13 protein-coding genes are annotated in these 12546 nt (G+C 67.6%); 1 reads left to right on the top strand and 12 read right to left on the bottom strand.

Annotated elements, in window-relative coordinates:
- Window positions 1-315: 315 nt before the first annotated feature.
- From NU1_RS33675 to NU1_RS43575, 3 genes are read right to left on the bottom strand one after another with little or no spacing between them, the layout of a single operon-like run.
- Window positions 316-1047, bottom strand: coding sequence for a hypothetical protein (locus NU1_RS33675; protein WP_067527765.1), 732 nt, complete (start codon window positions 1045-1047; stop codon window positions 316-318).
- A 12-nt stretch (window positions 1048-1059) separates the two neighbouring features.
- A complete protein-coding gene (locus tag NU1_RS33670; protein WP_067527763.1) occupies window positions 1060-2166 on the bottom strand; it encodes a discoidin domain-containing protein in 1107 nt (368 codons plus the stop codon).
- Between the two features lie 51 nt (window positions 2167-2217).
- A complete protein-coding gene (locus tag NU1_RS43575) occupies window positions 2218-2421 on the bottom strand; it encodes a helix-turn-helix domain-containing protein (protein ID WP_245720428.1) in 204 nt (67 codons plus the stop codon).
- Between the two features lie 13 nt (window positions 2422-2434).
- Between NU1_RS43575 and NU1_RS43570 the strand changes: the two genes are divergently transcribed.
- Entirely contained in the window at window positions 2435-2599 is a 165-nt protein-coding gene (locus NU1_RS43570) for a hypothetical protein (protein WP_245720427.1), read from the top strand.
- A 4-nt stretch (window positions 2600-2603) separates the two neighbouring features.
- Here NU1_RS43570 and eccE read toward each other — a convergent pair whose 3' ends face one another.
- The 9 genes from eccE to NU1_RS33615 all read right to left on the bottom strand — a co-directional run bounded on the left by eccE (window position 2604) and on the right by NU1_RS33615 (window position 12515).
- Window positions 2604-4448 carry a type VII secretion protein EccE gene (gene eccE / locus NU1_RS33660; RefSeq protein ID WP_067527761.1) on the bottom strand — a complete coding sequence of 615 codons (1845 nt, stop codon included), beginning with the start codon at window positions 4446-4448 and terminating at the stop codon, window positions 2604-2606.
- Window positions 4445-5824 (bottom strand): type VII secretion-associated serine protease mycosin, encoded by a 1380-nt coding sequence (gene mycP, locus NU1_RS33655; protein ID WP_067527758.1) that lies wholly within the window; start codon window positions 5822-5824, stop codon window positions 4445-4447. Before mycP ends, eccE begins: the two co-directional genes overlap by 4 nt.
- Window positions 5821-7332 carry a type VII secretion integral membrane protein EccD gene (eccD, locus tag NU1_RS33650; protein WP_067527756.1) on the bottom strand — a complete coding sequence of 504 codons (1512 nt, stop codon included), beginning with the start codon at window positions 7330-7332 and terminating at the stop codon, window positions 5821-5823. Before eccD ends, mycP begins: the two co-directional genes overlap by 4 nt.
- Window positions 7329-8387 carry a MinD/ParA family ATP-binding protein gene (locus NU1_RS33645; RefSeq protein WP_245720426.1) on the bottom strand — a complete coding sequence of 353 codons (1059 nt, stop codon included), beginning with the start codon at window positions 8385-8387 and terminating at the stop codon, window positions 7329-7331. Before NU1_RS33645 ends, eccD begins: the two co-directional genes overlap by 4 nt.
- A 729-nt stretch (window positions 8388-9116) precedes the next feature.
- Complete coding sequence (locus tag NU1_RS33640; RefSeq protein ID WP_067527754.1) at window positions 9117-9944, bottom strand: ESX secretion-associated protein EspG; 828 nt, start codon at window positions 9942-9944, stop codon at window positions 9117-9119.
- 42 nt (window positions 9945-9986) lie between these two features.
- On the bottom strand, window positions 9987-10286 hold the full coding sequence (locus NU1_RS33635) for a WXG100 family type VII secretion target (protein ID WP_067527752.1): 300 nt from the start codon (window positions 10284-10286) through the stop codon (window positions 9987-9989).
- A gap of 46 nt (window positions 10287-10332) precedes the next feature.
- On the bottom strand, window positions 10333-10728 hold the full coding sequence (locus NU1_RS33630) for a hypothetical protein (protein WP_067527750.1): 396 nt from the start codon (window positions 10726-10728) through the stop codon (window positions 10333-10335).
- A gap of 45 nt (window positions 10729-10773) precedes the next feature.
- Window positions 10774-12180, bottom strand: coding sequence for a PPE family protein (locus NU1_RS40840; protein WP_084522059.1), 1407 nt, complete (start codon window positions 12178-12180; stop codon window positions 10774-10776).
- 17 nt (window positions 12181-12197) lie between these two features.
- The gene (locus NU1_RS33615) at window positions 12198-12515 is read right to left on the bottom strand and encodes a PE domain-containing protein (protein WP_067527744.1); all 318 of its coding nucleotides are present in this window, start codon (window positions 12513-12515) and stop codon (window positions 12198-12200) included.
- Window positions 12516-12546: the final 31 nt, after the last annotated feature.

The following is a 12546-nucleotide window of genomic DNA, read 5'->3' as shown; positions in this document are numbered from 1 at the left end:
GTGAGCCCGCCGCGCCCCGAATCATTGCCGAATGCGGTGGTCAATGCTGACCTGCGATACCGACCATGGGGCGATCTGCCCCTCGCCTCTGTCGGTTCGGCATGGCATGAAAGGTCCGCAGCGTTACCAGCTCTCAGCTCACCCTTTCAGCAACAACACCTTGACCGACGAAAACCGAGCCAGCACAAAAGAGATCAGAGCAGGAGCAGCTAGGCGCCTAGACGGTATGAGGGCCTGAACGCTTTGCAGACGAGGCCTTCGGCCTCACCGCACCACGTTCAGGCCCTCATACCGTCTAGTTTTGCGCGACGCGCCTCACCGCAGCAGACCCGAGCGGTTCAGGAAGCTCCGGGCGCTCGACTCCGCCTCGAATGCGGTGGTCTCCAACCGAATTCCCTTCGCACTGTCCGCATACAGCACCGTGGCCGCAGGCCCGATCGCCGCGAAGATCTCCCCGTCCGCGACGATCGCCCGCGCACTCCCGCGCCACTGCGCGACCGTCTCCGCCAACTCGGTCGGAGCGACGGCGCGCACGTGGAAGATCAGATCCCGGCGGCCGGAGATGCCACTGAGCAGCGCGTCACCGGCCGCCAGCACACAGCGCTCGCTGGGTTCCGCGGCCTTGTACCGCTGACAGGACGCGGCGCGCAGCGGCTCGGGCAGGCTCGCTGTTGCGACACCGGCGGCCGCGGTGGGCGGTGTCATGGCGAACCGACTGCCGACCAGCATGCCGCACACCAGCAATCCGGCGATCCCCGCGGCTACGGCAACCCAGTGCCGCCGCGGGTAGCGCCGATCGGTGAGTGTTCGGATCCGGCCCAGCGGCGCGGCCAGTTCCCGGGTCACAGCACCGGACAGGTCCTTGGCCATATCGGCGGGCCGCATTCGGTGTGGTGCGGGTACCTCTGCCGTCGGCGCGGGCCTCTCCGCCGTCGGCGCGGCCTCTGTCGCCTCGGCCTGTCCGGACAGCGGTGCACCGCAGTGCGCGCAGCGGGCGTCGGCACCGGTGTTGTGGTGCGAGCAGTAGTAGCAGGTTCTCGACGCCATCTCCGACCTTCCCTATTGTCCGGTGATCACGATCGAGGAGATGGCGGTATCGGTCAGTGCACGGTCGCCACCGGACTTCAGGATCGTCAGAGTGATCTTGGTCGCCGTCACGGGTGGATTGATCTCGGTCGTCACCACGCCCCGCTGATCGAGAGTTTCCTGGGTGTAGGTGGTGAAGTTCGCGTCATCGAATTGGTAGGACACCTTGCTGGCGGTCCGGTGTTTGTCCCACTCGTCCACACCGCTGTCGGACACGTAGTCCCAGCCGGGCACGAGAGAGATGGATTCGATCTTGTGGCTGGCGCCGAGGTCGATGGTGAGCACCTGTCCGTCGACCTTGTAGGCCCGCACACATGCCCAGGCCTTATCGGCCTCGCTGGAGAAGGCGTCCATCGGATCAGTACTGCCTGCGGGGCAGTGACTTTTCGCGGACAGCACCTGGATTCGCTTGGCACTGTCCGCCGCGGCGGTGTTCGCCGCGGATGTCGGGGCAGGTGTTTGCGGAACCGTCATCACCAGGGGTTGTTCTGGTGGCTCGCCACCCCCGGGCCGGATAAGCACAATCAGCAGCAGCACCACCAGCGCCGCACCGACGGCCAGTTGGACCTTGGGTTTACGCAGCGCGGGGACGAGCCGCTGGCCCCATTCGGCAGCTTTTCCGCGCAGACCCTCCTGCCGCGGTCGTCGCAGCAGGTCATCGAATTCATCCCGGTGCTCGGGTGCCGGGTCGGCCGGCGCGGTAGCGCCGCCGTTGTACGCGCTCCGCGGGGGTTCGACGAACGTCGGCGGGCTCGACGCGGTGGCCGTGGACCCGTTCAACAGCGCGTTGATTCGATCACTTGCCGACGAATTGCCCGACCGTCGTGGGCGTGTGGCGGTCCCGACATCGACCACACCGGACAGCGGTCGCGACTCCGGGACGGTGTCGGACTCCATCAGCCGCTGCGTCGCTTGCGTTGTGGTCTCCGGGTCCGGTTTCGCGGGTTCGGCGTCGGCTGGCTGCGCGTCGGCCTCCGCCCCCGGCGCGTCGGCTTCCGCCCCCGGCGAGTCGGGCATCAGCGCAGCGAGCACCAGGCTCCGATGGCGGAGGAAAACATCTCCCGGTTCCTGGTCGGGCATACCGCGAATCCTATCGATCTCGGGTCTCGAGCTGTTCCCGTCGGCGGGAACCTAGTCGGTGATGAAGTAGCCCGGCTCGACGTCGAAGACCCGGGCCAGCGCGATGATCAGATCCAGTCGCGGTATCGCGTCACCGTGGATCAGGCGATACAGCCCCGACTGCGACACTGGCACGTCGGGGTACGCCAGTTCCAGATGTTGCGCCAGCGAATACAGCGTCAACGACCGCGCCGGCCCCTCCTCTTCGCTGGACACGACAGATTCCGCGATGAGCGCGGACAGCCGCTTCGAAAACACCGACGCGGCCAGCTGTCTGGGCGTCAATTCTTGTCTTGGCGTCAATTCGACACTGCTGGGCGTCAATTCGACACTGCTGGGCGTCAACTCGACACTGCTGTCGTCGTTTCGAGGCTTCGAATCCGGCAACACCTGAGGACCTACCTTTCCGCAATCCCTGACTCGGGTCGAGCACCGATCAGAGCGGGTACGGCGGCCGGTTGGCCGCGGGGCGACATGTCGTTCGGGGCACCAGCGCTCGGGGCACCATTGTTCGAGGTACCAGTGTTCGAGGCACCGGCCAGGTACCTTTGCTCACCGACCGGTTCGATCAGGTCGAGCCGCACGGTGTGCATCGGGATGCTGACGTCGACGGTGGTCTCCGAGACCTGGTCGATGGCCAGGTCGGCAGATCGTTGCCGCGGCCCGCCGGGTGCGCCGATGACGATCGTGGCCTGTGCCGCGGTGACCGTCGGCGTGCGATGATCGAAGACCGCTACTCTCGCCGGCTCCGCGTGGCTCGAGCCCTCGATCGGGCCGTGCCCAGCCGCCAGGCGCACCGAGCGCGGATCACCGACGGCGTCGATCAGCGGCTGCCATTGCTGCGGGCGGCTGGTGTGGATCTCCACGTCGGCACCGACGGCAATGGTTCGCAGGACGAGTTGCTGTGCGGTCGACAGGTGTGCGTGCACATCGATGGTGCGTCGGCGCGGACTGTAGCGCACCGGATCGAACAGTGGCAGCGCGAGATGATGCTCGGCTCGCCCACTGATCGCGCCGAGGATCTGCCCGCTCGGTCCGATGGGCAGACTTAGTTGCGGGACAACAGAATCCGGTGATCCGGCAGTGTGGCGGACAGGTTGGACCCCTCGTGGAGGCTGGATACGCCCCAGGTGATCGCGCACGGCGAGGGGAAGCGACGCCAGCAGGGCCAACTGCTGCCGACCGGTCAGCGGATGCAGATGCGCGGGTGGGTCGACTTGCGGCGTGCCGACGTAACGCACCAGGGCGCGCAGCTCGACTCCCGGAGCCATCGGGCCGGCACCGTGTTCGCCGGGCCTGGTGGACAGACTCACGGTGAGCGTGATCCGGCCCGTGTGCCACATCCAGCAGGTATCGAGAGTTTCCTGGTCGATCCCGGCGAGGTCGATCTCGTAGCTGGTGACGCAGCGGGCCGACACTACCCCCTCCAGATGAGCCCAGGTTTCCCGCAGGTCGGTCAGCTCGAATCCGGTGTGCAACAACCGGGTTGCCTCGCGCACCGCCTCGGCCGGCAGGACCTGCGCGGTGATCTCGAGCTCGCGAAACCGGGAAGCGATCCGCAGCGCCGCCGTGGCCAGCGCCTTCGGCGCCACCGACGCCGCGGGACCGCGCCGTGCCAGCAGTTCGAGATTGCGTTCGACATCCAGGCGCAGCACCAGCCAGGTGAGCCGGTCTCCGATCGCCGGATTGTTGCCGATCAGCTGGTCGTAGAGCGCGCCGTAACTTCCCGCGGACCGGACCCGCTGCCCGGTGGTCACAATGTCGATGTCGAGGGCGAGTCCGTACTGGTCGAGCATGGTCGCGAGCAGGTCCACCGGGACGATGTCCTCGGTGTAGGTCGTGTTCGCGCCGATGATCGTCGGCAGGTCCAGGTTCGGCGCAAGCTGAATCATCGCGACCAGCGTGGTGTCCCCGAGCCGGATACCGCACACGCCCGCGGCCACCTCCACATCCACCACCGGCTGCGCGCGGGTGAGTTCGTCGGCGTGCCGGATCCGGCCCGCTCGGTAGGCCAGCCGATCGCGCAGCCACCCGCAGGCGGTGCGACCTCGCACCGGCACCAGCACCGCGCCCGCCCACAGGGCCGAGACGAGCACGACAACCCACCAGGGGGTAGTCGCGATCAGGACGGGGAGGATGAGGCTGCCACCGATCAGCGCCCCGGCGAGCGGGCCGGCTTCGGTAGCGAAAGGCAGGCGGGCGGCGGTGGGCACGGGAACCGTGCGCGGGAACGACACCGTCACCGCGACCCCGGTTCCTGGTCAGCCGCGGGCTTGCGAGCCAGCCCCGGGCTGAAACTCACTGCGGCACCCAGCAATACGGCTCCGATGAGCACTATCACGGCGATGATCGCCGGTCGCCGATCTGCTGGCCGCGCCGACGGGGGTACGGTCAGCGGCGCGGAGAGGTAGAGCCCGGCCGGCCGGGCCGGCGGCGCCCGGTAGCTGAGCGCTACCAGCGGGTCGATCATTCCCGCACCGATCATATTGTCGACGCCGCGGGCCGGGGCGTGGGCACTGCCCTGCAAGCGGGCGGCGATCTCGGCCGGGGTCTCGCCCGGGAACCGCGACCGCAGCAAGGCGGCGACACCGCTGACATACGCGGCGGCGAACGCGCTACCACCCACGGGGCTCAACCCGTTCTGCGAAACGACACCGTTGACGATCCCGCCACCGGGGGCGAGCGACACGATGCCCGTGCCCGGCGCGGCCACCGACACCCAGGGCCCGGCCAGGGAACTCTCCAGCACCGCGCCGGAGGCGGTGGTAGCTCCCACCGTGAGTACCTCGGGAGTGAACCAGCCGGGCGCGGAAATGGTTCGCACTCCGCGCCAGTTACGCGGATCGTGCGAGTCGGCCGGGTCCATTTTCGGGTTCTGCTGGTTGCATTCGGAACCACCGGTGTCGCCGGCGCCGGCGACGATCAGCGAACCGCGCACCCGGACCGCGTACCCGACAGCGGCCGACAACGCGGACTGGTCGACCTGCTGGTCGGCAGGCACGCACACCGGCCGGGACACCGTGATCACCGCCGCACCCAGGTTCGCGGCATGGACGATGGCGCGTGCCATGGTGCGAATCTCGGTGGCGGCGGCCTCGGTCCGCTCGGAAGCACGCGGCTGCTCTGCGGTGAACGCCGCAGAGCGCTGCCGGATGGACAGGATCCTGGCCTCGGGGGCGACCCCGACGAACCCGTCCCGCACATCGGGCGCCCCGGCGATGATTCCGGCCACCAGGGTGCCGTGGGCGTCGCAGTCGGACAGTCCGTTACCGCCGTCGACGACGAAGTCGCCGCCACCGACGATGTCGGGCAGCCGCGGGTTCGGGTCCACCCCGGTGTCGATGACCGCCACCGTGACGCCCGCGCCCCGGCTCAGCTCCCGGACCCGCGCGAGGTTCAGGGCGGCATCCGGCTGCGGGACCCGGGACAGGTCACTGCCGGGCAGCAGACCCGCCGCAACGCATCCCTTGTCCTGCTTCATCGGAAATTCGGGGCGTGGTGGATCCGCGGGCGGTGGCGGGCCGACCACGACCTGTGGCGGCTGTACCGCCGCCGCCGGTACCGCGCCGAGGAGCAGCATCGCCGCGGCCAGGGCTACCGCGCATCCCGCCGTTCTCATAGCAGCTCCCGCATCGCCGCGTAGATGCCCATGATCCAGAACGCGAGAATCGGCACCAGCACCAGCAGCAAGTATTCGAAGATGTCGAGCACCCGGCGCGTCACCGGAGACAACCGGACATGCGGGAGCCGTACCGCCGCACGGCATCCCAGGAACGCGATGATCAGGACGAGCACGGCGAGCAGCAGCCGGGAGCCGACATCGTCGTGCACTCCCGCCAGCACGATTCCCAATCCGGTGACCGTCACCGCCGATCCGGTGATCAGGGCAATGGCCTGCACCCGGTCCGGATACCAGCGGGCGCGCATCAGCAGGATGCCCGCCACCGCGAGCACCAGCACTACTTCGCGGATCTTGCCCGGATGCATCGCCGCCACCAGCACCGACGCCAGCGCGAGCAGAAACGACAACGCCACCATCAGCCCGCGCAGGCTCGTCACCGCGAGCCGGGCCCGCGCTTCGAAAAGCGATTCGGCGCTGCGGCGCGCCGACTCGTCATCGGGCTGGTCACCGGTGGACGATTCGGCGTCGAAGATATCGGCGAGGGTGGCCGGGGCCACCTCGGTTCCGGGGTCCGGCAGATCGGGTGGCTTGATGCGGGCGATCGCCACCGCCACCCGTGGCGCCAGCGACAGCAGTATTACCCCGACGAGGAGCACACCGGCCGCCACCTGGCTGGTGGAGAACTCCCAGATCAGCGCGGGAATCGCCGCGAGTGTGGCGAGAATACCGAGCACTATTACCGACATCAGAGTGGCGACACCGACCCTGGTCACCCGCAGCACCGTCGCCGCGGCGACCGCCGCGACCACCGCGCCCGCTACCAGATTGGCCGGGGTGAGCGCACCGGCCTCACCGTAGGCCGGCGGCACCAGCATCGCGGCCCCGGCGCCCGCCAGCAGCAACGAGCCCAGCGCCAATCCGAGGCAGCTGCGCGGGGAACCGAAGCGCTGCGCGGCAGCCAGCGCCGCCCCCAGACCGATCATCCCCAGCAACAGCGCCGGCACCGCGGTCCACATCATGGACCCCGTCTGCAGCCACGACCACAGCAGGATGGCCGAGGCGGCCCCGCAGCCGACGACGACCCCGCCGAGCCCGACCGCGGCCGAGACGTCGGGATCGTATTCGCTGAACTCCCGCTCATTGGTCAGCGCCAACGCTTCGGTGATGTCTTCGACGATGGGACGGAACACTTCCGCCGACTCGACCGGGGTCAGGGTCAGCACCGCGCCGTCGGTGATGTCGTGGTCGGCCAGGCTGCGCCAGCGTGGAATGGGCAACTGCCCCGGGCGGGCCAAACTCCACTGCCCGGCCGGCGCGGTGAAGTCGACGGTGTCATCGTCGATCGCCTCGGCCAGCACGACCAGCAGGTCGTCGATGAACGTCTCCACCGTGAACTTGGTCGGCACCACGACATCGACCTGGTAGGTGGCCACCATGATCGCCACCCGGACCCGCGCCACCTCCGCTGCGGCGGCCTCGGCCGGCGGTGCTGCGGCAGCGGTCATCGGGCAGCTCCTCGGAAGGTCGGGAAGTCGTCGGCCAGTGCCGCGGCCAGCTCCTGGAACGCGATTCCGGTGGACTTGTCGAGTAGTCGTAGATCGATTTCGCCGCCCTCGGCCAGGTGCTCGTCGAACGGCACCGTGAAGGTCGGTCGCCCGGCGGTGGCGAACAGCTCCTCGATCGCTGCCACATCGACATTCGGTTTCACCGGATGCTGATGCACGATCGCCACGGTCGACCGCTGCACCAGCCGGGCGAGACCGTGCGACCCGAGCCAGTTCAGGGTGGCCACCGCGCCGGTCACCCCGCCGACCGTGGCCGGCGTGACCACGAGCACCGCGTCGCTGCTGGCCAGCACGCTACCGGTCGAGGAATCGAAAACACCGGTGCCGCAGTCGACGACGACCAGGTTGTAGTGCACGCGCAGGGTTTCCACCGCGGCGGCGTATTCGGCTCCGGTCAGCGCCTGGCTGGCATCGGTCGCCCACGGCGACGCGACGACCACCAGGTTGGCGGCGTTGGTGGTGGTGTAGACCTGCACCGCCGAGAACGCCCGCAGGTCTTGCGCGTTGGCCAGGTCACGCAGGGTGAGCCCGTAGGGGTGCCGCACCGTCCGGGTGCCCAGGTCGCTGAAGTCGGGGTTGGCGTCGACGGCCACCACCCGGTCGTACCGGATGCTCGCGAAGGTCGAGCCGAGGGCGGCCGCGGTGGTGGTGCGACCGACGCCGCCCTTCACACTGATCACCGCGATCTGGTACGTGCTGGGAATCTGCTTCCGGATGCGGTTGCGAAGATCCTCGGCGCGCTGCTCGGCCGGCGAGAGCCCGAATTTGAAGCCCACCTTGTTCAAGGCGCCACGCATTCCGGTGGCCGCGCGCAGCGTCGCCCGGTTGGTCGCCATGATCTCCGACAGCAGTTGCGATCTCGCCTGCGCGGTGGGAATCACTTCCACCCGCCCGGCAGGCTCGGCGTGCCAGGTGATCGGCTCGGACCCGGTGAGGACTTCGGGCTCGTCCACGTTCGCGACGGCCGAATCCTGCAGTGGGGCCGGATGCTGCACCGCAGCCGAATCCTGGTGCCGGGCAGGATGATGCACCGCGGCCGCGACAGCTCTCCGGACGGATGTCTGTGTGCTGGGCGGCGCCCACGACTGAACGTTCCCGGTGGAAGTCTGAGCACTTGCCGGCGATTCCGACGACTGAGCGTTCCCAGCGGAAGCCTGCACGCTGGACGGCGACGACTGAGCATTCCCGGTGGAAGTCTGAGCATTGGCCGGAGATGGCGGCGGCTCCCAGACGGAGATCCGCGAGCCATTCCGCGGTGACGGCGCACCGGGTTGCGCTACCGCGGTCGAAGCGAACGGGTCCGGCGCACTCGGATGTGCCGGCGCCACAGCCGCTTTCGGAGGAGCCGCCGAGCTCGGTGGCGGAGCGGAGGTCGATCCGGTCGGTGCGGGCGGAGATTGCCCGGCCGTGCCGGTGGCGTTGTTGCCGGGTGCTGTGTCCTCGGATCTGGGAACCGTCGGCGGTTGCGGTACCTCGGCGGGTGCGTTCTGGCCGGCTGACGCCGCAGCACTGTCGGCGCCGAAGGGGCCGGCACTCGGCGGCTGCGACGATGTGGTGGACGCGGCACTCTCGGAACGAGCAGGGTCGGTCTCTTCGGGGGAGAAGAATGCCTCGTATCCGCCCAGCGAACGGCCGTGGTCGGACCGCTGCCCGTTGGCAGTGGGTGGTCGATTCACGAAGTGCCCCTCTCGCACAATTACTCACGCCGCGCCAAGGCGAATCGTTCAGGCCCGGCCGGTGTCGAACCAGCTGCGGCCCGGCAACATCTCTAGTAGGGCGACGACTCCTGCGTGCAGTGTGCTGTCGTCGCCGGGTGCGAGCCGGGTCCACCGCTGCCCGTCGAGGCCGATACTCGGTGTCGCGACAATCCGGCCGAACTCGGTGTCGAAGACATTCACACACATCTCGGTTTGTGTCGAGCCGCCGTCGTGGTGTTCGACGACGACGATCTCCGCATGCCGCAGCACCTCCTCGAACGCTCGGCTGAGCACACCGGCGGTGTGCGGGACCGCCCCCAGCTCGAGCAGCAGTTGCTTGCGCTGGTCCACACTGCCGGTCGGATTGTCGGCGAAGTCTTCTTGGCGTGCGGTCACCGGCTCGAATTCCACTGCTGGACAAGGCCCCAGCGCCTCGGCGAGCGCCGCGACCAGCACGCGCAGATCCTGCTGATCCTGATACACCGACTGGATGATGATGTGGTCGTCGTTGCGCACCGCGAGGACATGGTCGGAGCCGGCGCGGACCATCGACATCCGCAGCATGCCCGCTACCTCGTCGGCCCCGGTGTCCATGATCCGGGCGACGAGTTCCATATCGGGTCGGTACAGGCATTGCAGCCAGTGCGCGACCTGCGGGTGCACGCCCTCGTCGTCCACGATGCCCGCCTCAGCGAGCTGGGAACGTACTACCTCGTGCACCCGATCCCGGTCCTCGATACGGAAGATGTTGGGCAGCAGCGCCAGTACCGGCGGGTAGGAGTCGATGCCGACCAGCCGCTGCAAGAGCAGGGCGGCATCGACATTCACCTCGACCGCTACCGGATCCGAATCCATACCATCACCGCATTGTGTCCTTGCAAATGGCCCACCGCTGGACTACATCCCGATACTCAGGAACTTGTTGCCCTGGTTGCCGTCGGTAATTTTCATCAGACCGTCACTGGCGGCTGTGGTTGCGATCGCGTTCTTCACCTGCTGCAGGGTGGTGTCGTAGGCATCCATTTTGTTCTGCAGGGTCGTCATGACAGTGGAGTATCCTTCGGCACCCGCACCGCTGAAATCCGCCATCAGCTGGCCGTACAGAGTTTTTATATTGGTCAGGTTGGTTTCCATCCCATTCACAATTACCTGCAAGGTCGCGCTGCTCGCATCGACAGCTGTGTAGTTATATTTCATGATTTATCAAGCCTTCGATCGAAGTAACATGTTTCGGGCAGCGAAATCACCAGGTTGCGGTGTCGACCTTTGAGTCGACGGCGGTACCCGCAGATGTCCAGCTGCTGGCGCCCGCGCCACCGTCGACCACACCGTCGTCACCCATTGCGGCATTAACCCTGGCCGCACCTTCGAGATCCTCGAGGTCGACCTTCACCCCGGTGTCGGACAATCCGTCCACAATCTGCTGTAGCGTCCCAGCCAGCGAGAGACCACGCACGTGTGCGTTACCCAGCGTGTTGTAGATTGCGTTTCCCGCCCCCTGGCTTACCACCGCCGTGTGCAGTTCATCCTGCGTCGCCGCCAGCGCCTTCAGATGGCTTTCCAGTTCACCAAGGCAAGCCGCAGTATTGTTCGCCGAACTCTGCAGCGCTGCCGGATCACCGGTGTATGTGATGGTCATATCATATTCCTTTCCCGGTAGGGCTTAAATACGCCTCGGTGTACCTCACCGGGGACGTTTCGAAGAGGCCGATTCCGCGCCCTCCAACTCATCGTCGACGCCGATGACACCGGCCGCGACATTCACTATGCGAGCCGATTCGCTGTCCCGCTCGTCCTCGCTGTCGGCGTATTCGATGACACCGACCACCAGTGGCTTGTCCAGCACCGGCACCTCAACGGGTTCGCCGGGGACGAAGACCTTCGATTTCCGCTCTTCCTCGTCATCGCGGCGTCGCCGACGCATGCGCGCTGTCGGCGCGGTCACTCCCCGTCGCGGTGCGGTGCGCGCCGGGGGCGCGCCGGTCGCCTGCGCGGGTGCGCCGAATGCGGTGCCGACACCGGCGGGCCAGTTCGACGGCATCCGGAAGCCGGTCGAGGCCCCCGACATGGCGCCGAAGCCGCCACGCATCAACCCCATCGCCACGGCACTGCCCGCACCCCCGCTCATTGCCGCCAAGGTGGGGGATTCTGTCGACGTCCCAGGAAAGCCCGACTGCTCGCTGAATCCCTCGCCGTAATTACCCATCCCGGCGCCCTCGGCCAACGGATCGGGCAGAGACTGTATTGCCTGATCGACATTGGACAACGCGTTCTGCGCGTCAGGGACCGGCTGAGACGACGGTCCCGGCGCCTGACTCGTCGGTCCCGACTGGCCACCGGTTGGTCCCGACTGGCCACCGGTTGGTACCGATTGACCACCGGTCGGTGCCGATGGACCGACGCCCTGTCCACCGCCCGGGCCGCCGAGTGTCTCCGTGCCAGGAGGCGTACCGGGGCTGAGCAACGAACTGTAAGGCGTGACGTCACCGAGAGCGCTGGGATCGACAATGGGTGGCGGCGGAATCACGGCCGGCAGCTGGGCGAGGAACCCGGCGGTACTGGCCGAGTATGTGGTCATTGATGCCGCAGCGGCCGTCCACATGGCCATATATATCAGTTCGTTCGCAGCAAGCACCGCCCCCGTCGCAACGGCCAGGGGACCGCCCTGGGCCGTGGCTGTGGCCAGTGCCGCGCTCACGGCCCGGTTGGCCTGGATCACCGACAGCGGCGGCATGGTGGCCCGCGCCTGCATGTTCGCCTTGGCGATGCCGCTGGCACACTTCGCCGACTCGATCGCGGCCTCGGCTTCGCGTTGCAACCACCTCGAGTGCCCCCGGAACGCTGTGGCCGCGCGCTCCCCGGACAAGCCCTGCCACGTCATCTCCATCGAGGTGATCGACGCCTCGGCCGACTGCGCGGTCCCCGAGAAGGTGACGCCGAGTGTCTTGTACCCGGCCGAGGTAGCGACCATCGGTGTGGGGCCGGGACCCGCCGAGAGCCGGAAGGAATTGACTTCCGGAGGCAATGCCGCGAATTCGAACGGCGTGAACACCATTTGTATCGCCTGCATGAGCGCGAATGGGGAGGTCATGATGGATCTGCCGGTCGCTAGTAGGTGAAGCCGGCGTTATGCTGCGCAACCGACCCGCCGCCGGCGGTGTCGGCAGCCCGGTAGTTGACGCCGGTCGGACCGAGTTGAATCGCACCGGCCTGCAACTGAATCGCGCCTTCGACCGCGTTCGAATAGAACGTGACCGCGTGTAGTGCGAGTGCCGCTGTGGCGGCGAAACTCACCGTGTCCAGCCCGGCGGGCACCGGCACGGCAGTGGCGGCAGTCGCGGACAGTGCGGATTCCAGGACCTGGTTCGCCGCGGTCAGCTGGGCCCCGGTGATCGGAAGTTGTTCGGGGTCAACGTTGAGAAACATGGTCTGATCTCCAATCAACCTGTGCTTCCAT

The sequence above is a fragment of the Nocardia uniformis NBRC 13702 genome (assembly GCF_001613345.1).
Classification (GTDB): domain Bacteria; phylum Actinomycetota; class Actinomycetes; order Mycobacteriales; family Mycobacteriaceae; genus Nocardia; species Nocardia uniformis.
The sequence above is the reverse complement of the archived record's forward strand: the minus strand, read 5'-3'. Positions and strand labels throughout refer to the sequence as shown.

What these genes read in the sequence shown, in the direction of transcription:
- NU1_RS33675 (WP_067527765.1), bottom strand. Translation starts at nt 1,047, where the DNA reads ATGGCGTCGAGAACCTGCTACTACTGCTCGCACCACAACACCGGTGCC.
- NU1_RS33670 (WP_067527763.1), bottom strand. Translation starts at nt 2,166, where the DNA reads ATGCCCGACCAGGAACCGGGAGATGTTTTCCTCCGCCATCGGAGCCTG.
- NU1_RS43570 (WP_245720427.1), top strand. Translation starts at nt 2,435, where the DNA reads ATGAGCGCGGACAGCCGCTTCGAAAACACCGACGCGGCCAGCTGTCTG.
- mycP (WP_067527758.1), bottom strand. Translation starts at nt 5,824, where the DNA reads ATGAGAACGGCGGGATGCGCGGTAGCCCTGGCCGCGGCGATGCTGCTC.
- eccD (WP_067527756.1), bottom strand. Translation starts at nt 7,332, where the DNA reads ATGACCGCTGCCGCAGCACCGCCGGCCGAGGCCGCCGCAGCGGAGGTG.
- NU1_RS33640 (WP_067527754.1), bottom strand. Translation starts at nt 9,944, where the DNA reads ATGGATTCGGATCCGGTAGCGGTCGAGGTGAATGTCGATGCCGCCCTG.
- NU1_RS33635 (WP_067527752.1), bottom strand. Translation starts at nt 10,286, where the DNA reads ATGAAATATAACTACACAGCTGTCGATGCGAGCAGCGCGACCTTGCAG.
- NU1_RS33630 (WP_067527750.1), bottom strand. Translation starts at nt 10,728, where the DNA reads ATGACCATCACATACACCGGTGATCCGGCAGCGCTGCAGAGTTCGGCG.
- NU1_RS40840 (WP_084522059.1), bottom strand. Translation starts at nt 12,180, where the DNA reads ATGACCTCCCCATTCGCGCTCATGCAGGCGATACAAATGGTGTTCACG.
- NU1_RS33615 (WP_067527744.1), bottom strand. Translation starts at nt 12,515, where the DNA reads ATGTTTCTCAACGTTGACCCCGAACAACTTCCGATCACCGGGGCCCAG.